The following is a 25,887-nucleotide window of genomic DNA, read 5'->3' as shown; positions in this document are numbered from 1 at the left end:
CTGTGGCACAATCCACGCTATTTATTATCACAGCAAAATCATAAGACGCTTACGCTCATGACCTCATCAGCCCTACCTACCCTTTTAGCTACTGACCCCAGCATAGTTGACCTTGCCATGACTACGAGCATCGCTATTAATGGCACTGTTGCTAATAATACGGTTATTAGCGAGACACTTATCAGTAGATCTTTGAGCGCGGCTGAGTACAACTCTACTCATGAAGCGATGCTGGCGCGCACTCTACAGCGTATCGCCGTCAAAAAAGAGCAAGGACTACGCAGTCCTGACGAGCTATGGATTGTCGATCATAATGATGTCTATACTTTAGGACAAGCGAGTAAAAAAGAACATATCTTGCAGCACACAACCACCCCTATCATTCAAACTGATCGCGGGGGTCAAGTGACTTGGCATGGGCATGGGCAGTTGGTGATTTATTGGTTATTTGACTTGCACAGTCTGGACTGGAGTGTGCGCCATTTAGTCTCTCATGCTGAACAAGCAATTGAAGATGTGCTTAATGACTGCCTAAAGGCAACTCAACCAAATGCGGCTGTCAGTACTAATACTATTAGTGCCCATGCTCGCCGCGATGCCCCTGGGGTCTATCTATATAGTAATGCTGGCCCTGATACTGATACTGATAAAGACAACACTATTATGCTCGGTAAAATTGCCTCTCTAGGCTTCAAAATCAAGCATGGTTTTAGCTATCACGGCATTGCGCTGAATATCAATTGTGATCTAGCAGCGTTTAATGCTATCAATCCTTGTGGCTATGCTGGCATGCAAATGTTACGAATAGCTGATTTTATTAGTATGACTGATAGTATTGATGACGCTGTTGCCAATGGTGCTAATAAGAACAGTAATGAAAGCGATAAATCATTGAGCTATGAGCAAGTGACCCAAAAGCTTATTGATAACATTGCTCAACGCCATGCCGGGCTGATAGAACTACGGGCTATTGGTACAAAATAATTTTTTGCTACTAATAACAGCTAACAATGACTAATAAGAAGCAATAGCTGATAATCATAACTTATAAGCAGATAAGGTCTGCTACCTTGTTATTATAAGGTCTTTAAGTCCCATAAACGATAACCTGTTAATAGCTTAGTTAGCTATTGAGTCCAATTTTGCATAATATCGTGCCTGCTTTGACTTAAGCATAACAAGAAAAACCTACTCAAACTTGCTATACTCGCACCCGATATATTAATAACCCTTGTTGTTTACTGCATTCTTACTATTTTGTGTAGTCGACGACGAAAAATAGATAACCTTATCTTCAGTAACCAATAAAAATATAGGAGCCTCTTATGGCAGATTTTAATAAAATTTTGGACGCAGGTGATGTTGACGGCGGTATTATTAATGTAGTCGTTGAGATTCCAACTGGCAGCAGCCATAAAATAGAATGGAATCGTGAGTTGGCAGTATTTGAGCTAGATCGTATTGATCCACAAATATTCGCTAAGCCTTGTAACTATGGTTTTATTCCACAAACTCTAGACGAAGATGGTGATGAGCTGGATGTGTTGATCATCACTGAGCAACCTCTGACTACTGGCATTTTCTTAAAAGCTAAAGTTATTGGGGTGATGAAGTTCGTTGATGATGGCGAAGTTGATGACAAAATCGTCGTTGTGCCTGCTGATGATCGCAATAACGGCAACGCTTATAACTGCTTAGAAGATTTGCCAAAACAAATCATCGAGCAAATACATTTCCACTTTAGCCATTACAAAGATCTAAAGAAAAAAGGCACTACGGTAGTAGAGTCTTGGGGTGATGTGAGCGAAGCTAAAGAAGTGATCAAAGAGTCTATCCAACGTTGGAAAGATTTATAAGACGCGACTTACTAAGATCAATAGAACTACTAGCGAGTTAGTCAAAGATTTAGCTAGTAAAATATTTGGTTGGTAAGAGACCAGTGTTATAAAAACCGCAGTCATATCAATGAATGCGGTTTTTTTACGTTCATTTTTTAATTATAAAATTGCTATAATATAAAGATATTTTTGCCTGTACTCTATATATCGCACTAAAGCTGTCCATTAATAACCGCTTGTTATCAATAAGGATTTTTATGTTTGACTCCGACCCTAGTGCCAAACCAGTGAACGCTAAACTGCCTCGTGCGGTCATTATGATGATCGAAAAAAACAATCTAGTGATGGCGATAAAAACTTTAGCGGCAGAAGAAAAAATAAGCATGGAGGAGGCAAAAGCACGTATCGATGCTTATGAAACTAAGCTAAAGGTCAAACAACAACAGAAACTAACCATTATCGCCAATAAACAAGGCATACCTAGCAGCGCTCTTAACTTCGATACAGAGCAAATTGAAGATGAGTTTGAGCCGCTATCTAAAGATTGTGTCAAGACCACACCAAGCCAACAAGGCTTTAAGAGTCTGCAAGCTGGGCTCGATAGTCAGCTCGACAGTTTAGGTTATAAAAAACCTCTACTACCTCATTGGGCCAAGCGTTTGCTGGTTATTGCCATTGTCATGCTAGGAATTTTTTGGATTCTATGGCGGATTTTTGCTCAATAGCCTCATTAATAACAGTAACGGACTGGTCTGGACTTAAGATAAAATAATGCTAAAAAAAGGATGCCGAAGCATCCTTTTTTATGACCATAGCGCTAGTGATAGACAAGTACTTAGTGATGTTCACCTGGTAATATTTTGGCAAAAGCACGCTGGGCTAGATTGGGTTTAATACCAGTAATCTGCGCCGCTGATGAGCTTGGGAAAATACGATAGCCGATAGACTGCACACTAACGTTGAATGCTGGAATTAGCGAATAGGTAGCCGAGGCAAATTTGCCCATGCTACTAGCTATGCTGTGCGGTTGATCAACGATGGCTTGAGCTACCATTAATGCTGCCTCGTCAGGCATAAGCGCTGGCATATAACGATATAGTTTAGTAGGGGCAATCATCGGGGTACGTACCAACGGCATAAAGATATTAGTCACTTTGATATTATGACCTTTCACTTCAGCAGCTAAGCAACGGCTAAAGGCATCCAACGCGGCTTTTGAGGCCACATAAGCTGAAAATCTTGGGCTGTTTGCTAATACTCCAATGGAGGAAATGTTGACGATTTGACCAGATTGTCTGGCGATCATAGTCGGCAAAAAGCCAAGAATAATTTTGACGGCGCCAAAATAGTTAATTTCCATAGTCCGCTCAAAATCATGAAAACGGCTAAACGATTCATGAACTGAACGACGGATTGAACGTCCGGCATTATTCACTAACACATCGATATGATCGAAGTCTGCTAATATTTTATTACTGGTGGTTTCGATGTCATCCATATCAGTCAAGTCACAAGGATAGTAGCTGGCTTTGCCGCCAAGCTCCTCGATAGCCTCTTTGACAGCTTTTAATTTTTCTTCAGTACGGGCCAATAAGATAACGTGCGCGCCACAGTCGCTAAGTAAAAAAGCGGTACGTTCACCGATACCACTTGACGCCCCAGTGATGAGAATAACTTTGTCTTTTACCGCTTTAGTGATTGCTGCTTTTGAAGGAGTAGCCATAAAAATTCCCTTTTAATTATTCAAGTTCCATGAATGTTTAATATCAGTATAGCAACAATGCCTCGTACCTACCTAGCAGAAGCACTAGATGCCTAGGAGTGGCTTGTAACTTGATTCTAACCCCAGACTACTACAAAGCTAAGAGCATATATTATCACTATCACAAAATGAGGGTTAGTCTATTATGCCGTTATTCATAAGCCGTCAAAAAGGTCTCAACCGCTCTAAATTGTCCAGCCGTACTCTCCTCGCTATACATCGCTTGTCGAAAAGCGTTAGAGTTAGGAATACCAGTGGTATACCAAGCTATATGCTTGCGAGCAATGCGACAGCCGGAGTATTCACCATAAAATTCATAGAGCTGTTGTAAATGAGCTAAGACGATTTGTTTGATTTCACTAACCGTGGGTGCAGCTAAGCTCTCACCAGTGCGCAAGTAGTGCTCAATATCACGAAATATCCACGGTTGGCCTTGTGCCGCACGTCCGATCATTACTGCATCGCAACCCGTCAACTCATAAACACGTTGGGCCTTTTGCGCGCTATCAATATCACCATTAGCAATCACTGGGATACTGATACTTTCTTTAACCTCACGGATCAAATCATAACGCGCCTCGCCGTTATACATATCTTCACGAGTACGCCCATGAATAGCGATAGCAGCGATGCCTGCTTGCTCAGCACGACGCGCCACTCGTAAAATATTCTCACGACCATTCTCATACCCTAAACGAGTCTTTAGGGTTACTGGGGCATTGACGGCATTGACGGCTGTATCGAGTAATCTAGCCACTAAGTCTTCATCCTGCAACAGCGCTGATCCTGCCAGCTTACGACAAACTTTTTTGGCTGGACAACCCATATTTATATCGATAATCTGCGCCCCATTATCGATTTGATAACGAGCAGCTTCGGCCAGTTTATCGGGCTCAGCCCCTGCTATTTGCGCTGATATTGGCGCAATCTCACCATCGAAATTGGCACGATAAAGCGACTTTTTGCGCGCATAAAGAGCAGTATCGGCGATAATCATTTCACTGACTGCATGACCAGCACCAAATGATTTGCACAATTTACGAAAAGGATTGTCAGTGACCCCAGCCATCGGGGCCACCATTAGACGGTTTTCGATAGTCAGGCCACCTATAATTAATGGCTGCAATAAGGGATGCTGAGGGTTATTCATTACTGGGGAAGCGGCAGCATTAGCCCTAACTTCCCGACTCACTAAAGTATCTATAGACATAAATAACCACTTGCATCCTGATGAAAATCAAGCCGTTATTTTAAGCGTTATTACTGTTATTGCAAGGTATTAACCTCAGCAACTTAGATAAACCCCTATTAAGCATCAATAGCTAATCAGTCTCAATGAGCTAATAAAAGAAGCTATTTATCAAAAACGCTACCTTGTTCCACAGTGATATCATCATCGTGAACTTGCATGCGCCATGGCAGGCTGTTAGGAGACTCATTCAAAAAGTGCAAGTATTTTTCGAACTGGTCAATGATATCATTAATAATCGATTCTGCTTGATAGCCATACAAATCGTAAGTTTGTGCGCCCCGACGCAGATACACTTGCGCTCGATAAAAGTGCTTTTGCGACAAGTCACTTTTGGTGTCTTTTGCATAGTAATTGGGCTGGTCACGATGTGATAAGCGCACTTCATACCAGAACTCTACATCATCACCGCGCTGTAGCTCTAGTACCGCTCGATTATTAGTATCATCATAATTGACTTCAGGTAGCCACCCCGTTTCGGCAAACTTCTCCGCCACCTCTGTCATTGCTGATATTACCGTGCCTTGAATATAGCTCAATACTTCCTCACGGCTTGGCTGTTCAGTAATGTAATCGATACGTTCACGCCATGAGTCCAGTTTCAGCAAGTGCGGTGGCAGATGATTGTCATTCGCTAAACTCTGATTGCGATGACCCTCAATACGTAGTGCCCGCCACATCCCAAACATAGCTATTAAGATGATAATAGTGAATGGTAGCGCACTGACGATAGCCGCTGTCTGTAGTGCTTTGAGGCCACCTGCAAGTAAAAGTACCGCAGCAACAATACCTAATGTTACCACCCAAAACGTTCGCTGCCATGCAGGGGTATCACTTCGGCCTCCTGCTGCTAGTGAATCGATCACTAATGAGCCTGAGTCAGATGAAGTGATAAAAAAGGTCATGATAAGCACTACGGCTAGCGCAGATACTACTTGGGTAAAAGGTAGATTCTCTAGTAGCTTGAATAAGGCAATCGCTTGGTTATTCTGTACTTCGGTAATTAAGGAATCATAGCCTTGAACCATAATCATATTGAGCGCTGTATCACCAAATACTGCGAACCAAAAGAAGGTGAATAAAGTTGGTACTAACATCACCCCAGCGATAAACTCACGAATAGTACGACCGCGGCTGATTTTGGCGATGAATATACCTACGAATGGCGACCATGAAATCGTCCATGCAAAGATAAATAACGTCCAACTAGTGATCCAATCACCTTGCTGATAGGCCTGCAAGCTAAAAGTACGCTCAACAATATTACCAAGATAACCGCCAGTATTTTCCATAAAAGCATTTAAGATAAATATTGTCGGACCAACGATGAACACAAAAGCCATCAACGCTGTTGCCAGTGCCATATTGATAAGCGACAGCCTTTTCACCCCTTTATCCATTCCTGCTAATACCGATATTAGTGCCAGTCCGGTAATAACTGCAATCGCAATAACTTGTACTGTAGTATTTACTGGGATACTTGGTAATAGATAATTTAGACCCGTATTGATCTGCGAGACTGAAATACCCAGACTAGTTGCTAAACCAAATAAAGTACCCAAAATCGCAAACACATCGACGGTATGGCCTATGGGACCATAGATTTTGTCGCCAATGAGTGGATAGAGTGTTGAGCGCATCGATAAGGGCAAACCATGACGAAAAGCAAAATAAGCTAAGCTCAAGGCTACTACCCCATTGATTGCCCAGATATGAAAACCCCAATGAAAATACGCAATCTGCATCGCCTCTTTAGCAGCAGCAATAGTCTCAGGCTCTGAGAGAGGCGGCAGCGCAAAATGAGTCACTGGCTCCGCCACCCCATAGAATAGTAACGCTATGCCATAGCCTGCCGAAAACAACATGGCAAACCATTCGATAAAGTTATATTGCGCATCGCCATGATCAGGACCAAGCTTGATATTGCCGTAAGGAGAAAAAGCCAAAGCCACAATAAATATCAAAAATAGCGCCGTTGCCAGCATATAGAACCAACCGAAAGTCTCAGTGGTAAATTCAAGCACTTGCTGAAACAATCCGCTAGCGGCTTCTGGGCTAACTGAGGTGCCAATCACTAATAAAACCATTACCACTGCTGTGGGTATAAACACAGGCATTAGGATAGTAGAGCGTAGCTTATTACTCATAAAACGGTCTCGTAAAACAGACTTTTGAAGTGAAAGTTCGGAACGGATCTTTAATATAGGTCTCTATAACTTTAACAGACTTGCTAAAAGCTAATAACTAATAACTAATAACTAATAAATCGTAACTAATAAATCGTAACTAATAAATCGTAACTGGAAACAATAGTCTTTAGTTATAGCGAACAATAAAAAAGGCGACTTATTCGCCGCCCTCAGTATATATTAGAAATCCTAGGGCATTTAAGGCTAGGCATTTAACACTAAAATTTGTAAAAAATCAAATAAATAGCAATAAAATCAAAGCTTAGTCAGCATTTTGTTACTTAATAATTATTACTCAGCAATGGCAGCTGCAAGCTGCTTGGCGGTCTCAGCAAGCTCTACATGGTCCGCAGGTTTAGTGGCATGACGCCCTAATTCATGAATACTGTTTGGAATAAGGTGCACGTGATAATGAAATACCGTCTGACCTGCTTGCGCACCATTTAACTGCATTTGAATAATACCTTCACGCTCAAAAACTTGACGTTGCGCTTGCATCACCTTTTTACAAGTCATCAATACTGCTGCTGCATACTCAGGTTCAAGATCAGACAAATCAACTGCTTTTTGCTTAGGAATGACCAATACATGACCTAATGCTTGCGGCATGATATCCATAAAGGCGAGGGTTTTATCGTCTTCATAGACCTTATGGCAAGGGATATCACCATTAAGCATCTTGGCAAAGATGTTATTGTCGTCATAAGTGTTTTGTACTTTAGCCTGACTCATTGTTTTACTCCTTTAGTGAATATTGGGGTTAAGATGAGAGTTTACATTCTACGATATAGTGAAGCAAAGGCGGATTGAGTACAAGTTATCGTCCAAACATAATTAGCCAGTCCTAAATGAGAGAAACACCATAAGGCACTACTAGGATTAATTTTTCTTGCTCGCTGTGTTTGAGTAGACAGAGGCTATCAATCTCAGTAGCACGCTTCTGTTTTAAACACAAATCGCCTATGTCAGTGCCGATTAAGCGCTTATTTGAGAAACTAAATTCTATTTTTATAATGAAAGCTTATACTTTACCGCTAAAACATCAAAGCTCAATAAACTATAGCTTTGCTGAGCGAAAAACACTAAACTCTTGGCGAGATCGAAGACAAAAAATGTTATATTAGTAGCCTACCATTTATAATAGCAAGCTTATGGATTTGACTACTTTGCCAACTCAATCATCAGATTATACTGACGCTTCTAAAACTAACGCTATTGCTGGCAGTAGCACTCATGATGAGACATTGCAGGCTACTATAGACGATAGCCCAGCTATAACCCTTAGCCCCAATACTATGGTTTTGGCTGAAGTCTTGAGCGATGAAACCCTCAACTGGCGTATTCATAACTGCAAAATCAGCGAAAAGACGGTCACTCAAGACTTGCCAATGCTGTTTTTATACCATTATGATAGTCTAGATGACAGTATTAAGCAGGCTTATCCACTAACTCTCTCCTTACTTGCCAAGTTCAATACCCCAATGACTGCCAGTGAGGCAGCAACTTTTATTGGTATTGATAGCAAGTTAATAGCTAGCCCTTGGCAGGTAAAAGTTATTGGCTCATTAGTGGTATTTAGTGAAGCGTTACAACTGGCAGTGCGTCTGCATTGGACTAATACTGGCAAAACCACCGAACAGCTTTATACCAAAGACGCCGCTGAGGCAGTAATCGCTGCCTTTAAAGAATGGCAGTTCTTTGGTCGTATTGATGTACTGTATAAAAACCAACAGCAGACCTTAGTCAGCATCGACGAGCACAACGCCAGTGATCAGCCACTTCTGACTTTCAGTCCCAGTACTGAGTATCACTACTTGCCAGCAAGCCACGCCTTAACCATTATCGCTAAATTAGAAGCGGATAAAGTACAGCTACCTTGGTTTGAATCAGCAATTCTAGAGCGGCTTGGGTAGCACTTTGTGCTGATTGTTTGATATTATCTGCGTATTATTTTAGCTACCTTCCAGTTACCTATAGCTAATGGTATGGTAGCGACCTAGTATTATTCACTAGTACTCACTGTTGATAAAAAGCACACTATTACTATCCCCCTACTGCTGCACACTTTAATAAATCTCGACTAATTGTAAGGACTATCGCATGGACTATCGCTCAAAAACCTCTACCGGCGGCCGTAATATGGCAGGTGCTCGGGCATTATGGCGCGCCACTGGCATGACTGATGGCGACTTTGGTAAGCCAATTATCGCTATTGCCAACTCTTTTACCCAGTTTGTGCCGGGTCACGTGCATCTAAAAGACTTAGGTCAACTAGTCGCCCGTGAGATTGAGCGCGCTGGTGGCGTGGCCAAAGAGTTTAATACTATTGCGGTCGATGATGGTATTGCGATGGGTCATAGCGGTATGCTGTATTCCCTACCAAGTCGCGACTTGATTGCTGATTCTGTAGAATATATGGTCAATGCTCACTGCGCCGATGCGCTAGTTTGTATTTCTAACTGTGATAAAATTACCCCCGGTATGTTAATGGCGGCGTTGCGCCTTAATATTCCAGTAGTATTTATCTCAGGTGGCCCTATGGAAGCCGGTAAAATTCTAGCCAGCACTGTTGCCAAAAGCCACAATAATGATGATGACAGTAGCCCTAGTGCAATTCGTAAACTGGATCTCGTTGACGCGATGATGGATGCTGCAGACGATAACATCAGTGACGAAGATGTCGCCGCTATTGAAGCCTCAGCTTGTCCTACTTGCGGTTCTTGCTCTGGTATGTTCACCGCCAACTCTATGAACTGCTTGACTGAAGCCCTAGGTTTAGCATTACCAGGCAATGGCTCGCTATTGGCGACTCACTCACTTCGTCGCGAGCTATTCTTAGAAGCGGGTCGCACTATTGTAGCGCTTGCCAAGCGCCGCTATGAGCAAGATGATGATTCAGTGCTACCACGTTCAATTGCTACAAAAGCGGCTTTCGAAAATGCGATGACCTTAGATATCGCAATGGGCGGCTCAACCAATACTATCCTGCATTTACTAGCCGCTGCTCATGAAGCAGAAGTAGACTTCAAAATGCACGATATTGACCGCTTAAGTCGTGGTGTTCCGTGTTTAGCTAAAGTTGCCCCAGCTTCGCAAAAGTATCATATGGAAGATGTGCATCGTGCAGGTGGAGTGTTTGCGTTATTAGCAGAGCTAGATCGTGCTAATTTACTTAACACTGATATACCAACTATTCATAGTGCTACTATGAAAGAAGCGATTGATAAGTGGGATATTATGAATCCTGACAATCTCGAAGCGCGAGCACGTTATATCGCTGCCCCAGGTGGCGTACGTACTACCGAAGCTTTCTCACAGTCAAAAGAATGGTCAAACTTAGACGTGAACCGTGAGTCAGGCTGTATCCGTAGTGCCAAGCATGCTTATTCAGAAGATGGTGGTTTAGCGGTACTGTATGGCAATATCGCTGAGCGCGGCTGTGTGGTCAAAACGGCTGGGGTTGATGATAGTATCTTAGTCTTTACTGGACGCGCACGTATTTTTGAATCGCAAGACGATGCCGTAGCCGCCGTACTTAATGATGATATCATCGCTGGAGATGTCGTTATTATCCGTTATGAGGGGCCTAAAGGTGGTCCAGGTATGCAAGAGATGCTCTATCCGACTACTTATTTAAAGTCCAAAGGCTTAGGAAAAGAGTGTGCACTACTAACCGATGGTCGCTTCTCTGGTGGTACTTCAGGCTTATCAATTGGACATGCTAGTCCAGAAGCGGCTGAAGGTGGCGCTATTGGACTGGTTCACGAAGGCGATACTATCCATATTGATATCCCTAACCGTACCATCAATATGCAAGTGAGTGACGCTGATTTAGCTGAGCGACGTCGCGAGATGGAAAGCCGTGGTAGCGCTGCTTGGAAGCCTACTAATCGTGATCGCCATGTCACTCCTGCCCTACGTGCTTATGCCGCTATGACTACTAGCGCCGATACTGGTGCCGTACGTGATGTGAGCCAAGTTGAGCGCTAAATGCTGACAGTTATTGTTCGCTAATCTCACGATTTCTATTTAAAACGTCCTCTAAAAAGCCAGCTAAATGCTGGCTTTTCCATCAAAAAAATACCAAAAAACAACGTTTTTTTTATTATGATAACGATTATTTGCGAAACGACTTATATTTTCCAGTCATTATAAGCGACTTTTAATTTTTATAAAAACTACTGGTGCTCATAAATCTTATGATCGACAACTATAACTTACTTTTATTAGTCTGTGGCATTGCATTCTTGTTCGGTGCCTTGTTTCCTATTATATTCGGGCGCACGCCTATCTCGTTGCCTATGCTGCAAGTAGTTTTTGGTATGGCTGTAGGTTACTGGTGGACCTCGTTATCATTTTTAGACCCTATAGACAACGGCATAGCTATTGAGAAGCTCACAGAAATAGTAGTATTAGTCTCTTTAGTTGGTGCCGGTATAAAGATTGATACTCCGCTACTTTGGCGGCTCTGGCGGCCTACCTTACGTTTATTGCTAATCACTATGCCCATCTGTATATTTGCAATGGCAGTGTTAGGTTACTATGCCTTTGGCCTCAGCTTAGGTGCTGCTATCTTACTAGGAGCAGTGCTTGCCCCTACTGATCCCGTATTGGCTTCTAGTATTCAAGTAGGGCCACCGAACACTGGCGGTGAAGACACTACGCGCTTTGCCTTAACCTCAGAGGCTGGTCTCAATGACGGCTTAGCCTTTCCCTTTGTATATTTAGCTATAAAAATAGCCGAGGCCTACGGTCAAGGGCAAGATTTTACTACTGAGATGCTTTGGTCATGGTTTACCCACGATGTACTATGGCAAATCGGTGCCGGAGTCGTTGTTGGTGTGATAGTGGGTAAAATTTTGGCAAAGCTAGTGTTCTCTAAACACACTCTTAATACCACTATATCTCAAGGTTATGTGGTGATTGCCCTTACGTTATTAGCTTATGGCTTGGCGGAATATATCCACAGCTATGGTTTTATAGCGGTGTTTATAGCAGCGTTCACTTTCCGGCGCTCAGAATGCGAACATGACTATCATTACAAGCTACATGACTTTGCCGAGCAGTCAGAAGGCTTACTAATGTCTCTAGTATTAGTAAGTTTCGGTATCTTGATTGGTCAAGGCTTACAGTCTGGAGTGGAATTGACTTGGCGCGTCTATGCTGTCAGTTTTGCTTTTTTAGTACTCATACGTCCCTTAGCTGGCCTCCTTGCCCTATCAGGGTTAAAGATGCATCGAACAGAAAAATATGCTGTGTCAGCTTTAGGTATTCGGGGCATCGGTACTCTGTATTACTTGTCTTACGCTATTAATCAAGGCTATTTCAATGATCAAGATGCACTTAAACTATGGATAGTATGCTCTATCGTCATATTGGCTTCGATATTTATCCATGGCATAAGTGCCCCATGGCTACTAAAAATGACCCCTAATAAGTCTCACCATTGATTGTCACTATTGAAGAAGTTTAATAGTGCAGTTTAATGATGAGGCTAACTGGCTATTGATCAAATAAAGCCAATACTGCTTCCGTCAAAGCGAACTGTCTAATGTCATTGAGCATAGTGACATCGAAATTATGCACAAAGGCAAAAGACAGTTGTCGAGTAGGCTCACACCAAGCTACTGAGCCGTTATAACCCATATGGCCAAAACCTTGTTGTATAGTGTTAGGGTTATTGCTATGACTAACGCTATTTTTACAAACACTAAACAAGCGATGATAGCCCAAGCGCCAATTCATCCTAGCTGGCATGACCGCATCCATACCTGTCTGTTGTACTATTGATAGCTGCTCAAAGGTTTGACTATCTATCAGGATTTTGCCTTGCCAGACACCATCATTAGCGAGCATGGCATAAATAGTCGCTAACGCCTGTGCTGACGCCACACCATTAACCGCTGGCATAACTGCTTGTAGAGTCTGCTGGTCATAGTAATCGATGGGCTGCTTGCTGGCAGGAAATAAAGCTAACTTATAGTTACTAGCATTTATACTACTAGGATCAAAATAAATAGCATTAATTTGACTAGAAGTTAAGGCCGTTTTATCACCCATTGCTAGTCTTTGCCAGCAACCATAACTTGCTAACTTTTGATAAGTAGCTAAAGTAGCTATAGAATCCGCTCTTAAGGTGGGTTTACGGCGTTTACTACTCGGTTGTGACGGTGACAGGCTATTATCAGGAGCTGTAAAGTCTTTAGCCAACTTAGCTACCTCGTTCACTCGCTCGGCTGGTACACCAAAATAACAACTATCTGCTATACCTAAAGGCTCAGTTAAATAATGGCGTAGCGCTGCAGCTAAGCTCATATCTGTAACTTTTTCTATCAATGCCCCCAATATCCAGCCATAGACTAAGGCACTATAAGCACTGTCATAAGCTTTGGCATTATCAGGCTTAGTGATTGCCATGGCAGCAACTTTGCCAACCATCTTATCCCAATCAAGCAAAGTTGCAATGTCCGCCTCGATAGTGTTAATAGCGAATAAGCCCGCTTGATGTGACATCAGCTTTCGTAGGGTAATATCAGCTTTGCCATTAACCGCAAAGGCTGGCCAGTAACTAGCAATCGTCTGGTCATAGTCGAGCAATTGCTGTGAGACTAGAACATGAGCCAAAGTAGCGAGTACTCCTTTGCCAGTAGAAAAATTCAACGCCAAAGTAGTGGCTTGCCAAGGGACATTTTGTTGGGCCATACCGACACTAGCTTGCGCTATACAGCTACCTGCATGATAGACCGCTAGTGCGCCCCCTGCTGGCGCATCATCTAGTTGCAGATCATTCAATAACTGCTGCAAACCTTTCTCGATTTTGAGCTGAGTTGCTTCAGCAACTGTACTAATGTCATTATCAATATTGCTATGGCTAGTTTTATTATCGATCATCATCAAGGCCTTATAGTGTGCAAATAGTATTGAAGCAATAGGGAAGCAATAGGGAAGCAGTATTTAAGCAGTATGGAAGAAATATTTTTAAGGTTAGCACTAGCTATCAATTACGGTTAACGATGGACCGTTAATAGTAAAACAGGCCACCCAAAGGTCACCTGTTTTATAACTAATTCACTACGCGCTATCGCCAACTACTACCGAGGCACTAATAAGCGCTCGTGAGTCTCTCGTTCTAGCATTTTCGTCAACCCGTGACTATAGCCTCTTGCCATCGCCGTTTCCATCTTACGACCACGCAACCAGCCAGCACGTAGAGCGGTTGCTGCACCGACTCTACCACCAGACTTGCAATGCATGGCTATTTTTTTACCTTGATACTGACGCAAGATATTATCAAAGGCTAGTATTTTGAGCTGCTTAAGATCAGCAGCACCATTGATCGCTAACTGCTCATAAGCCATGCCGGCTTGAGTAACTGCTGCACCCTCATCAAAGCTTAACTCCTCATCAGGCTGCAAATTAACGACTAGCTCAACCCCAGCTTTAGCCAACGCTTGAACTTTTTCCTCATCAAGCGCCCCGCAAACGATAGTCTGCTCATCAGGACGATAATAAGGCGTCAGTATAGAGGCCAGATCGATAGAGTTATCCGTGTCAAAATGGTCAGTTTTAATATCCGCAGTTTGCGGACTGCTGGTTTGCCAATCATTATTAGGGTCTTCGTTATTAAGGGCACCATTAGCTAGAGTACTCGTAACAGCCTCAGGGTTAACCTTAGCTTCAGTATTACTTGGGGTATTAGCAGCAGTATCTTGGCTTGGCGAATAGTCTGAGCTTTGGGCAGAATTATCAGGGGTCATAATCATAGTTTTCATGATGGCTAATGGAATTTAAGGCTAATAGCGCCGTGTTTGATTACACAATTGTGGCGCTACTAAGGTGATTATATGAGCATTTAAGCTTTTTTCTCGTCCACTAGAGTCACATGACCGGCAAGATGGGGTTTGTCATTTTTGGCACTGTACAAGCCAAACACACAACTGTCATCAGTACTCTCAAGCTTAGCAATAGGTTCAGCGATCAGCTCTACTTCCGCTGGCAAGAAGATCGGTAGCTTAAAGGATACTTGGGCAGAGCAAGCTTCTGGCAACTCGCCCATCATCGCCAAGCATTTGGCTTTAGACCACATACCGTGAGCGATAGCTTTAGGAAAACCAAACGCACGTGCTGATAGAGGATGTAAATGAATCAAATTAAAGTCACCTGACACAAACGCATAACGGCGACCAATATCTTCAGGAACTTCAAATATTTTATGTACGCCTTTCTCATCTACCATCGGCTTGACGGTTACTGGACGCGGCTTACTTTTAAGGCCAGCATTGTCCTTTTTATCACTACGAGCTAGATAAGTAGAAGTACCTTCCCAAATCACATCTTCTTGCGATTTCACTGTAGTGACAAAATCAAACTGTTGACCTTGCGCATGGTCACGTAGATTATCAAAAGTAACTGATAAGCTAACCGTCTCACGCTCGCCAATCTTACGATACTGAGTGACTAAATTTTCCACATGAACTAAGCCTAACATCGCAAATGGGAACGGCTCTTTGACCATCATATTCATCTGCAGGGCTTGGGATAGCACTGAAAAGTAAGTAATAGGAATCTTACCATCGTCCATAAAACCACAAATCTTGCGGTAGTCGTCAAGGTTGTTTTGGTCAATATGTAAGTTATCGACAGAGTAAGTCGCTTGTGGCAATTGATCTTTGCTAACTTTACCGCTATTACCAATAGGTAATAAGCTTTTTATAATATTGGCATAAGTAGTATGCGCTTTTGGTAGGGCATCAAAATGTTTATCTGACATAAGTTAATCCTAGATAATACGAAGTAAATTTTAGGGCAGCTGGTTACTGACCAGTTGTTAAAAGCTTATCCAATAGTTATTAGCGGGCAATTAGACTGTTATGGTACTCATTTTACAGCATTTTATAGTAGTTTTCATACTAGGTTTTATAGTACGACCGTGCGTATTACAGTGCGCATTACTCAGTCATTATCTTAGCTATAAAGCGCTCGCTAAGCCTTTAAAATAAAATATGACTATCATCAATAACAGCCGTTCGGCCAGCTATCGAGTAGTTTATAGCTTGCAATAATAAACCTAAATACCTACTAGGCTCAGTCAAGCTAAAGGCTTTTTAATCTTTATAATAGTATTAATTTTTATCTTTATAATTATAATTATATGAAAAAAGCCACCCACAGGCAGCTTTATCAATATTAATTAACAAATTTTTGGTAAGTATTTATTACTACTAGAGCCATTTTAAGCAATGATAATCCAATCAGTTACTCAAAATCTAGGCTCAGCAGCGTTTAGCTAAGTGCGGTAAGACTAGGCACCTAACAAGCTTTGACCACAAACCCGTACTGTATTGCCATTGAGACCACCAGAAGCTGGAGAAGCTAACCAAGCGATAGTTTCAGCAACATCTATTGGTAGTCCGCCTTGACTCATAGAGTTCATCCGGCGACCCGCTTCACGGATAGCAAAAGGAATCACTTCAGTCATTTGAGTCTCAATAAAGCCTGGGGCTACTGCATTAATAGTAATACCTTTATCACCACTTGCTAACTGTTTAGCAGTAGCATCTACTAAGCCAATAACGCCAGCTTTTGAGGTAGCGTAGTTAGTCTGACCTAAGTTACCAGCGATACCTGAAATTGATGAAACGCAGACTATACGGGCATCTTGATTGACAACGTCATGGCTAAGTAGATATTTATTAAGTTTGGCAATACTAGCCAAATTAATATTAATAACCATATCCCACTTTTGCTCATCCATATTGGCTAGAGTTTTGTCACGCGTGATGCCAGCATTATGGATAATAGCATCCAGTCCGCCACGCTTTTGCGCTGCATCTGCGATCTGCTCTCCAGCATCATCAGTAGTAATATCAACCAATAAAGTTGAGCCACTAATCTCGCTGGCTACTTTTTGTAAGTCCGCTTGTTGTTGTGGGACATCTAAACAAATAACGTGTGCTCCTTCACGAGCTAGTACCCGAGCGATAGCTTCACCAATACCACGACTGGCACCAGTCACAAGCATAGTCTTGCCGCCTAACGGTTGAGTCCAATCGATATCGATAGCGGTGCCATTACCCACTCGGATCACTTGACCTGATACATAAGCTGAGCGCGCTGAAGTAAAGAATCTTAAAGTTGAATCTAAATTCTGTTCAGCACCTTGAGCCACATAGATAAGTTGAGCAGTAATACCGCGTTTGAACTCTTTACCTACTGACTTGATAAAACCTTCAAGTGCTCGTTGAGCCAAAGCCGTTTCGATATCGTCGGCAGCTTCTGGCGGACGACCGATAATGACTACTCGTCCTGAACGTTCAACGCGACGCGCAACGGCATGAAAGAATTCATAAACTTGCTTAAGCTCACTAGCGTTACTGATATTACTAGCGTCAAATAATAGAACTTTGTACTTGTCTTCACCACTAGTGCTGGCTTTAGCTTCCATGCCAGCATCAGCAAGCGCCTCTTTAATACCATCGTCGCTATTAACAAAAACTTCGACATGCATCTCTGATAAAATTCGAGCGATAGCTTGGCTGACACGACTATCATCGCCAGTAGCTGAACCAATCAGCGCACTACCACGTACCAAACGCTGACCACTCTCAAACCTATCTAAACCTACTGGTAGTGGTAATCCTAAATTTTTTGCAACTTTTTTGCCAATAGACGATTTAACAAAATTGCCATAACGGTCTGACATAACATAATCCTGTGGTTGAGATCAAAAGGGTGAAAATTAAGGGGCTAAACATATAAAGGTGATAGTTAGGCTCTGTTAAATACTGACAAATTTATATGGCTAATAGCAGATAGCTTAGCAAATTTATATTTCACAAGAGCGACAAAACCCAGATAATTATAATAATAATTTGTAAAACTTTTTGATAAACGACTTTTTACTAATTAGGGTTACTGGGGCGTATGCAACTTTTGCCAGCATCTACTGCTAAATAAAGCTGTGGAGTAATCAATACTGGTGAGTGAGTTTTAAACTTTATCAACTATACACGCCCCTACTAGACATGTCCAAAAAACAGCCTTGTCTATAGCAATCTGTAAACAAACCAGTATACAAGATAGCCCACTAGCTTATCATCACCTTAGCAAGGCTTGTGTTAAAATCAAGCCTATAGGTTATAGCTTATGTGAATAACGATAACAATATATTATTAAAACTGCCATTATGCAACTTTGGTTATAGATACTGAGTAGTTCTGTAGCGCTATATTTTTACTCTCTCCTAAGGATCATTTTTTTGCAGTGTTAATTTATGGTTACTTACAGCACTACAGCCGTTACTCGATTTGCTAAAGACCTACAATAGCATGATAAAAACTTATTATTATAGGCAACTATAATATTCACCATTATTAGGGCTGCTCAACGTTTGCTATTCCATTAATCCGACTATTATGTTTATTTTGGCTTATGAACGTTTTTAACAAGCCATCTTTGGTCTACTATTAATAATATGATATGCAAAGCAAAATATTGGATACCTACTGGATACTTAATGGCTTGATGCTAGCAACTTACTGTTGACCAGTTGATTTATGATGCTAAGCCTATCGCCCTTATCTATACTACTGTTTACTTTATAAAACTAGAAGCATAGCGCATGACTTAGTAGCTTTATATATTTTTTATATGACCTGATATACAGCCTGCATTTTTAACTTTGTACAATTAACTATATCTATATACCTAAGGAACCTATTATGAGTAACCCAAAAGACAGTCCAGTCATCGACAGTACCGTAGTAAAAAAAGGGGCCGTAGCTACTGCTAGTAAAACGGTTACTACCCCAAAAACTGAGGATAAAGATAATAGCGCCCATTACGACTCTATTGCTGAACTCAAACAAGCTACTGATATTGTTGATGCTGTTGGCAAACCGGTGCAAGAAACTGCTGAAAGTGATCAAGCGGCTAAAAAAGCCAAACTAAAAGACCAATTGATCAGTGAAGCTAAAGAGCTTGAACAAAATACTACTGTTGAGAGTGTTAATAAAGCAGCGAAATCAAGCGCAGCTGACACTGACAAAGATAGTCAAACCACTGATACAGTAGATGCTGATAAAAAAGCCAGTGCAAAACCTGACAGTAACAGTAATGATGACAAACAACTAAAAAAAGCTAGCAATAGTAAAGAAGAGCCGAAACCAGCAGAGAAAGCAGAGCCGAAACCAGAACAAAAAGACGATAGCAAGCAACAAAAAACTACCGCTACTGATAGTTCTGCGACTAAGCGTTCTACTGAGGAAAGTGCTACGGATAAAAGTACGGCTGCTAAGAGCCCTGCCCCTAAGAAAAGCACTGCAAAAGTGGTCTCAGGCCAGCATCGTGTAGCTATCTTAGGTGGTAACCGTATTCCTTTCGCACGCTCTAATGGCGCTTATTCAGAGGCTAGTAATACTGATATGCTTACTGCGGCCTTTAACGGCTTAATCGAGCGTTATAACTTGCAAGATGAGTTATTAGGTGAAGTAGTTGCCGGGGCAGTCATTAAGCTTAGCCGTGATATTAACTTGACTCGCGAAGCCGCCCTAAATACCGCATTAAATCCACAAACACCTGCTTATGACATCTCACAAGCTTGTGGTACAGGCGTACAAGCAACCTTCGCTTCAGCGAACAAAATTGCTTTGGGTATCATCGATTCAGCCATCACTGGCGGTGTGGATACTACCTCAGATGCTCCTATTGCTATTGGTGATGGCTTGCGTAAAGTCCTATTAAAGCTGGGCTCTGCCAAAAATATGAAGCAACGTCTTCAAGCATTAAGCAAGTTTGATCCGAAAGATTTAATCGATGCGCCACAAAATGGTGAGCCACGTACGGGCCTATCTATGGGCGACCATCAGGCGATTACTACGCTTGAGTGGAATATCAGCCGCGAAGACCAAGATGAGCTAGCCTTTAACAGTCATAAAAACTTAGCACGTGCTTACGATGAAGGTTTCTTTGACGATTTATTAACGCCTTATAAGGGCTTAACTCGTGATAATAACTTACGCCCCGATTCAACTATAGAAAAACTGGGTAAATTGAAGCCAGCCTTTGGTAAGAACAATGCCAATCCAACTATGACAGCGGCCAACTCAACCCCATTAACTGATGGTGCTTCTTGTGTACTATTATCTAATGAAGATTGGGCTAAAGAGCGTGGACTTAAGCCGTTAGCTTATATCGTTCATCAAGAGACCGCAGCGGTAGATTTCATCGGTAAATCTGGTGATAAAGAAGGTTTATTGATGGCTCCTGCTTATGCAGTGCCACGTATGCTTGAGCGTGCAGGTCTGACTCTACAAGATTTTGACTTCTATGAGATCCATGAAGCCTTTGCCTCACAAGTATTGTCTACTATGGCAGCTTGGGAAGATGAAAGCTTCTGTAAACAGCGCTTAGGTCTTGATGCACCTTTAGGCTCGATAGACCGTAGCAAACTAAACGTTAACGGCTCATCACTTGCTGCCGGACATCCTTTTGCCGCTACGGGTGGTCGTATATTAGCCACTGCTGCTAAGCTACTTGATCAAAAAGGCTCAGGCCGTGCGCTAATCTCAATTTGCGCTGCTGGTGGCCAAGGAGTTACTTGTATCTTAGAGAAGTAAGCTTATAGGATAGAATATTCGCCTACTGTTATTTACCCTTTAATCGCCTGATTAGAGGGTATTTTTTTGTCTACGGTTGAAGCTGTCATCGCTTGATGGTTATACTAATTAGGCGTTAACAGACAAGCGCTTATTACCCAGCAGCTTTGAAGGTATACTATATAAGTAGAGCTGAAAACCATAGACTAAGTCTAAGTCCGCTATTAGGAGTTTATTATGGCTAAGATACCCTCATCCATTGATCCAAAATCATTGACCGTACAAGAGCTTAGCGAACTAAGCGCCGCTGAATGTGATAACTTTATTGAACGAATGGATAAGGAAGTTTTTGATGATGAGCTACGCCGTAAGATGCATCAGGATTTGATCGATGATTATGATGAAGAGCTCGAAAACGAGATAGATGACTACATAAATGACTCTCGTTTTGATGGGTTAGTGATGACTGAACAAGAAAAGCTTGATCGCCGAACTTATTTTCAACAGTTAGTGCGCCTACAGCGCGAGCTGATAAAACTACAAGATTGGGTAGTTGATCGCGGTGAGCGTATTGTAGTAATCTTTGAAGGACGTGATTCAGCTGGCAAAGGCGGTGCTATCAAACGTATCACTCAGCGCTTAAACCCACGTGTTTGTAGAGTCGCAGCTTTGCCCGCCCCTACCGAACGTGAGCAAACCCAATGGTATTTTCAGCGTTATGTTGCTCATTTACCAGCGGCCGGTGAAATTGTATTATTTGATCGCAGCTGGTATAACCGCGTAGGTGTTGAACGAGTGATGGGCTTTTGTACCGATGCACAGTATGAGGAGTTTTTTCAGTCGGTGCCAGAATTTGAGCGCATGCTAGTACGTTCAGGTATACGCTTAGTCAAGTATTGGTTTTCGATCACTGATGATGAGCAACATTCACGCTTTATGAGTCGTATTCATGATCCTCTTAAGCAATGGAAACTGTCAGCGATGGACTTACAATCTCGTCGGCGTTGGGAAGATTATACTAAAGCTAAGGAGACTATGTTTGAGCGTACCCATATTCCAGAAGCTCCATGGTGGGTAGTCGAGGGTAATAATAAAAAACGTGCCCGTCTTAATTGTATTGCTCATCTACTAGAGCAGATACCTTATGACGATGTCCCTCGTGATGAAGTTCAACTACCTGAACGCAAGCGTGATGATGAATACTATCGTGAGCCTATTCCTGATGATATGTATGTACCTCCACGCTATTAGCATTTTTAGCCAATAAAACAGCTATTATTTTCCCATCATTTAAGTAAAAGAAATAATAGCTGCTAAGCTGTAAATCATAGTGCCCCTACTAACTTATACATTGAGGAACTAACTGGTATTTAGCAGCTATGTAATATTTAGCACTGATAGCTAGGACTACTAGTCAGCAATTAGCAATCACATAGTATAAGTCGCTTGCTGGCTATCAAGTTTACCGGCCAGCAAACGCTCAACTTCGTTTTTGATCTTCTGGCCACTAACATCTTTGCCTATTTGTACCGCAAAACCTGCCGGACGATTGGCCTGAGCCTTACGATTAAGCCAAACCACTTTGCCATTCATCGGCAACCGCTCACTAGAATTAGGTAGTGTCACGGCAACAAATACTTCATCACCCAATTGCTGAATGCGCTCGCTTACTACAAATAATGCTCCATTATCTACAAAAGATAAGTAGCTGGCATACAGCATTGCTATATCTGTAATATGACAACTAAGAATTCCACCGCGACTTGGCATTACCATCGTTAGCTCCTAATATAAAAGATAGGTTTAAGCTTGGTTTATGACCAGCCTTAATCATTAAAATACTTAGTTACTGCTGTGCTTAACTAGCATAGATAAGCTTATAACTGTGCTAACTGCTGCATCAGCTTATCATAGGCGAATTTTTCTTGCACATTTTGTTGTAGAGCTATCTTCACTTGCTGTAGTTGGTACAGCATAGCTTCAAGCGCAGCCTCACTAGGCTGATAAGTGGTGATAGCTTTTGGCAACTCTATATCTTGCTGACTGCTTGTTAGCCCTAAACAGACCCGCTGAATATCCAATATCATCATTTCAGTCAACTTTATAAAATCAGCTATATCCAGCTGACTCTGCCAGTAATCACTAGCTGCTATAGCGCTACGTTTGCCACTACGTAAGGCTTGCCATGTGGTTAGCCAAAGCGCGCGCTTACTATACCAAGCGGCTTGCGCTAAATCTATTGCCGCTAACGGAGCGCCATTAGCCAACTGCAATAACTGCGCTATTTGCGAAGATCCAATAGCTTCACGGTTAATAGTGCTACCTAGAGCTTGGGTAACATAATGCTGGGCAGCGCTAGCTTCTATTTGTTGCAATGGCAGCTGCTGCACCCGACTCTTAATAGTAGGTAGCAGCTGAGTTGGCGTATCACTGATTAGGAACAAATGCACTTGCGCTTGGGGTTCCTCAAGGGTTTTTAGTAGAGCATTAGCAGCAGCAATAGTCATCTGTTCGGCATAATCTAAGACACAAATACGTATACCCTGCCCACCTTGATAGATAAAAGGTTGCAAGGCACGAATATCGTCAATTTTTATGGTGAAGGAAGCTTTAGCAATCGCTTTGGCCGACTTTTTGCCGGTTTTAGTTGCCAGCTCAGCGGCTTGACTGCTGTTGGCGCTCGCCACACTAATAGGCATTTGCGCTAATGGCAGTACTTGTAAGCTTGGATGGGTACCTGATCTGAGCCACTGGCAACTGACACAATGACCACAAGCGCCAGCTGGATGTTGATCACGCTCTCGACATAATAGCCAAGCCACTAATCGCCAGACAAAAGCGCGCTTGCCCATACCTTGCATGCCAGCCGCTAATAAGGCATGTGGTAAAGATGATGATGGCGACAACACTCGTGCTGTTATTTGCTGCCATAATTGGTGTTGCCAAGGTAATAGCTCTGCAAAATAAATGTCGTCGGTAATCTCGTCCACGCTTGATATCCCTTTATTCTTTTAATCTAGCTAAATGCAAAATATATTGCGCCGCTGACTACTATCATTTTTGGCTAGTATTAATGTTTATAGTGATGTTCTTAAATACTAGTATTGATAATAAAGCAGATATTTACTTAGGCTATTTACTGGCCAGTATAGTCTTTAAAGTTAGCTAAACTCATAGCATTTAAGCGTTCTAAATCTTCCTGAGTATCTACTCCTGCTGGCAGCTTGAGGGTTGCTGCTTGGATAGCAATTGCGCCCCCATTCTCCAAAACGCGTAGTTGCTCTAGGCTCTCTAGGGTTTCTAAGGCGGTAGGTAGCCAATGTACAAACTGCTGCAGTAAGCTGACTCGATAAGCATATAAGCCTAAATGACGCTTAGCATTTTGTGGTGATGCTGCTGTTACTTGTAGGTTTTCTGCCAAAGCACTATCACGATCACAAGGAATTGGGGCGCGGCTAAAGTACAATGCCCGCTGACACTCAGCAAGGTTAGTACTACTATCAGGACTATTTCCGGACTGATAGCTACTAGGGTAAGTAGCGCTTACTACTTTGACTACTGAAGGTCGTCTAAAGGTTTCGTTATCTTCAATAAGCTCATACAAAGTTGCCATAACACTAGCTTCATCTCGTACTAGTAAATCTTTGACTTGCTGCAACAATGATGGGGGTACTAAAGGCTCATCGCCTTGCATGTTGATGACGATATCTTGCTGTGCCCAACCCTTTATAGCGGCCACTTCTGCCAAACGATCGGTGCCAGATATATGGTCACTACGAGTCATCACTACTTCAAACCCAGCATCACGACAAACCTCAGCGATACGTAAGTCATCAGTAGCAATGCACATGTCATCAGCGAAATCTGCCGCTTTTGCTTTTTCAGCGACCCAAAGTATCATTGGTTTACCGTGAATAGCTAATAACGGCTTACCAGGTAGACGAGTACTTTTAAAGCGCGCAGGAATGACGATATGAGTCTTAGCAGGCGGTGAGACGATCGACATGATTGAATCCTATTTTTTTGAGATCTGTTTTTTGAAATGATGATAGTGGCAGCAAGCTATTATAAATCATTGCATTTCGATCAATACTGACTATAGCTTCAGCCCCAGACTATTTAATTGCTGCTGTAGCTCATCATAGCAACTAGCCGATAGCTTAGCAGTCACTGGTAATACCCAAATTCTAGCAAGCAAAGCTTCAATGTCAGTTTTGCTTACCGTTGAGGCGGGCATACTCAGTTGATCGGCCAATAGCACGCTTATTTTTACTGCATCCTTACTAGTGACAATAATAGGATACTGCTGATACTGCAATAAATCTGCCAACTCAAAGTCATAGTGGTCAGGGTAAGGGTGAGCGATCACTACTAACCCTAAGCTCTCAGCAGTAGCAAAGAATCGCTGCGGATAGCCGATACCACTAACCGCATGTACAGTGCTACCTGCTACAGGCGCATCACTCTGTATTATCAGCGAAGAAGATTGCTCATTGCAATTATTAGCGACTGAACTGCCCCGCAACGCCCGCAAAGTATTCGGCTGCAACTGCATAGTTAGATGATGAGCGGCAAACTCAGAGTCAGCACTATCGAGCTTTTTATGCTCAATAACCGTCGCCCCATTGAGCCTTGCCAGCGGCTCACGCAAAAACCCAGTAGGTAATAGCTGCTGATTGCCAAAGCCGCGAGCCACATCGACTACTATCCACTCTATATCTCGCTGCAAGGCATAATGCTGCAAACCGTCATCAGCGATTATTAGCTGTAAGTCAGGATGCGCTTGCAATAAAGTAGCAATGGCTTGCTGTCGATTCGGGCATACCGCCATCGGCACCCCAGTCATACTGACGATCAAACTAGGCTCATCCCCTACTTCATTTGGCAAGCTAGTCCTAGTCACTAGAGCTGGCATCTTATCACTATCACCACCATAGCCACGACTGATCACACCCACTCGTAGCTTGTGCTGTTGTAGATAATCAACTAATGCCATAATGAGCGGAGTCTTACCACTACCGCCAACAGTAATATTACCAATTACCATTACTGGAATAGGCGCACGGTAGCTTTGCAACCAGCCAAGCTTATAGCCTTGACGACGTATTAGACTCAGCAAACCATACAGCCAACTCAGGGGCAATAGTAACCATAGCCAAAGCGCTTGACGTTGCCATGCCTTAGTAATCGCCGTCTCCAGACTCATCTACTAACTCTCACTCAATTATCCAGTTGGTTGGTCGCTCAGTTAATA

The 25,887-nt window shown here is 42.4% G+C and carries 20 protein-coding genes; 8 read left to right on the top strand and 12 right to left on the bottom strand.

What is annotated here, in order from left to right; genetic code table 11:
* Positions 1 to 117 precede the first annotated feature (117 nt).
* The 3 genes from lipB (at position 118) to KZA12_RS02045 (ending at position 2,563) form a co-directional block, all read left to right on the top strand.
* Positions 118 to 984, top strand: coding sequence for a lipoyl(octanoyl) transferase LipB (lipB, locus tag KZA12_RS02055; RefSeq protein ID WP_218689172.1), 867 nt, complete (start codon positions 118 to 120; stop codon positions 982 to 984).
* Positions 985 to 1,325: 341 nt separating this feature from the next.
* Complete coding sequence (locus KZA12_RS02050; protein ID WP_201622211.1) at positions 1,326 to 1,856, top strand: inorganic diphosphatase; 531 nt, start codon at positions 1,326 to 1,328, stop codon at positions 1,854 to 1,856.
* A 239-nt stretch (positions 1,857 to 2,095) separates the two neighbouring features.
* Positions 2,096 to 2,563, top strand: coding sequence for a hypothetical protein (locus KZA12_RS02045; RefSeq protein ID WP_218689019.1), 468 nt, complete (start codon positions 2,096 to 2,098; stop codon positions 2,561 to 2,563).
* A 110-nt stretch (positions 2,564 to 2,673) separates the two neighbouring features.
* Here the strand turns inward: KZA12_RS02045 and KZA12_RS02040 are convergent, their stop codons facing one another.
* The 4 genes from KZA12_RS02040 to KZA12_RS02025 form a co-directional block, all read right to left on the bottom strand.
* Positions 2,674 to 3,561, bottom strand: a complete 888-nt coding sequence (locus KZA12_RS02040; protein ID WP_201622213.1) for an SDR family NAD(P)-dependent oxidoreductase — start codon at positions 3,559 to 3,561, stop codon at positions 2,674 to 2,676.
* 190 nt (positions 3,562 to 3,751) lie between these two features.
* A complete protein-coding gene (gene dusB, locus KZA12_RS02035; RefSeq protein WP_216583060.1) occupies positions 3,752 to 4,750 on the bottom strand; it encodes a tRNA dihydrouridine synthase DusB in 999 nt (332 codons plus the stop codon).
* 203 nt (positions 4,751 to 4,953) lie between these two features.
* Positions 4,954 to 6,996, bottom strand: coding sequence for a BCCT family transporter (locus tag KZA12_RS02030; RefSeq protein ID WP_218689018.1), 2,043 nt, complete (start codon positions 6,994 to 6,996; stop codon positions 4,954 to 4,956).
* A 333-nt stretch (positions 6,997 to 7,329) separates the two neighbouring features.
* Positions 7,330 to 7,770: an HIT family protein gene (locus KZA12_RS02025; RefSeq protein ID WP_201622215.1), complete on the bottom strand. Its 441-nt coding sequence runs from the start codon at positions 7,768 to 7,770 to the stop codon at positions 7,330 to 7,332.
* Positions 7,771 to 8,189: 419 nt separating this feature from the next.
* Here KZA12_RS02025 and KZA12_RS02020 point away from each other — a divergent pair, with 419 nt between their 5' ends.
* From KZA12_RS02020 to KZA12_RS02005, 3 genes are all read left to right on the top strand, one after another.
* Positions 8,190 to 8,951 carry a hypothetical protein gene (locus KZA12_RS02020; protein ID WP_218689017.1) on the top strand — a complete coding sequence of 254 codons (762 nt, stop codon included), beginning with the start codon at positions 8,190 to 8,192 and terminating at the stop codon, positions 8,949 to 8,951.
* Between the two features lie 187 nt (positions 8,952 to 9,138).
* The gene (gene ilvD, locus KZA12_RS02015; RefSeq protein WP_218689016.1) at positions 9,139 to 11,028 is read left to right on the top strand and encodes a dihydroxy-acid dehydratase; all 1,890 of its coding nucleotides are present in this window, start codon (positions 9,139 to 9,141) and stop codon (positions 11,026 to 11,028) included.
* A gap of 209 nt (positions 11,029 to 11,237) precedes the next feature.
* Positions 11,238 to 12,488, top strand: coding sequence for a sodium:proton antiporter (locus tag KZA12_RS02005; protein WP_201622218.1), 1,251 nt, complete (start codon positions 11,238 to 11,240; stop codon positions 12,486 to 12,488).
* 52 nt (positions 12,489 to 12,540) lie between these two features.
* Here KZA12_RS02005 and KZA12_RS02000 read toward each other — a convergent pair whose 3' ends face one another.
* The 4 genes from KZA12_RS02000 to KZA12_RS01985 all read right to left on the bottom strand — a co-directional run bounded on the left by KZA12_RS02000 (position 12,541) and on the right by KZA12_RS01985 (position 17,740).
* On the bottom strand, positions 12,541 to 13,929 hold the full coding sequence (locus KZA12_RS02000) for a serine hydrolase (protein WP_373416560.1): 1,389 nt from the start codon (positions 13,927 to 13,929) through the stop codon (positions 12,541 to 12,543).
* A gap of 200 nt (positions 13,930 to 14,129) precedes the next feature.
* Positions 14,130 to 14,810 carry a beta-lactamase hydrolase domain-containing protein gene (locus tag KZA12_RS01995; RefSeq protein ID WP_256932779.1) on the bottom strand — a complete coding sequence of 227 codons (681 nt, stop codon included), beginning with the start codon at positions 14,808 to 14,810 and terminating at the stop codon, positions 14,130 to 14,132.
* Between the two features lie 80 nt (positions 14,811 to 14,890).
* Positions 14,891 to 15,808: a MaoC/PaaZ C-terminal domain-containing protein gene (locus KZA12_RS01990; protein ID WP_216580719.1), complete on the bottom strand. Its 918-nt coding sequence runs from the start codon at positions 15,806 to 15,808 to the stop codon at positions 14,891 to 14,893.
* A gap of 531 nt (positions 15,809 to 16,339) precedes the next feature.
* Positions 16,340 to 17,740 carry a 3-oxoacyl-ACP reductase gene (locus KZA12_RS01985; RefSeq protein WP_201622221.1) on the bottom strand — a complete coding sequence of 467 codons (1,401 nt, stop codon included), beginning with the start codon at positions 17,738 to 17,740 and terminating at the stop codon, positions 16,340 to 16,342.
* 1,018 nt (positions 17,741 to 18,758) lie between these two features.
* On the opposite strand from KZA12_RS01985, the gene KZA12_RS01980 reads away from it, so the two are divergent.
* On the top strand, positions 18,759 to 20,654 hold the full coding sequence (locus tag KZA12_RS01980; RefSeq protein WP_256932778.1) for an acetyl-CoA C-acetyltransferase: 1,896 nt from the start codon (positions 18,759 to 18,761) through the stop codon (positions 20,652 to 20,654).
* Between the two features lie 216 nt (positions 20,655 to 20,870).
* Positions 20,871 to 21,884 (top strand): polyphosphate kinase 2, encoded by a 1,014-nt coding sequence (gene ppk2, locus KZA12_RS01975; protein WP_256932777.1) that lies wholly within the window; start codon positions 20,871 to 20,873, stop codon positions 21,882 to 21,884.
* 177 nt (positions 21,885 to 22,061) lie between these two features.
* Here ppk2 and KZA12_RS01970 read toward each other — a convergent pair whose 3' ends face one another.
* The 4 genes from KZA12_RS01970 to lpxK all read right to left on the bottom strand — a co-directional run bounded on the left by KZA12_RS01970 (position 22,062) and on the right by lpxK (position 25,839).
* Positions 22,062 to 22,409: a PilZ domain-containing protein gene (locus KZA12_RS01970; RefSeq protein WP_201622222.1), complete on the bottom strand. Its 348-nt coding sequence runs from the start codon at positions 22,407 to 22,409 to the stop codon at positions 22,062 to 22,064.
* Between the two features lie 101 nt (positions 22,410 to 22,510).
* The gene (locus tag KZA12_RS01965; protein WP_373416569.1) at positions 22,511 to 23,632 is read right to left on the bottom strand and encodes a DNA polymerase III subunit delta'; all 1,122 of its coding nucleotides are present in this window, start codon (positions 23,630 to 23,632) and stop codon (positions 22,511 to 22,513) included.
* 137 nt (positions 23,633 to 23,769) lie between these two features.
* Complete coding sequence (kdsB, locus tag KZA12_RS01960) at positions 23,770 to 24,639, bottom strand: 3-deoxy-manno-octulosonate cytidylyltransferase (RefSeq protein ID WP_218689014.1); 870 nt, start codon at positions 24,637 to 24,639, stop codon at positions 23,770 to 23,772.
* A gap of 90 nt (positions 24,640 to 24,729) precedes the next feature.
* Entirely contained in the window at positions 24,730 to 25,839 is a 1,110-nt protein-coding gene (gene lpxK / locus KZA12_RS01955; RefSeq protein WP_218689013.1) for a tetraacyldisaccharide 4'-kinase, read from the bottom strand.
* Positions 25,840 to 25,887 lie beyond the last annotated feature (48 nt).

The organism is Psychrobacter sp. BF1, from assembly GCF_019279065.1.
Taxonomy (GTDB): domain Bacteria; phylum Pseudomonadota; class Gammaproteobacteria; order Pseudomonadales; family Moraxellaceae; genus Psychrobacter; species Psychrobacter urativorans.
This window is presented reverse-complemented; position numbering and strand designations above follow the sequence as displayed.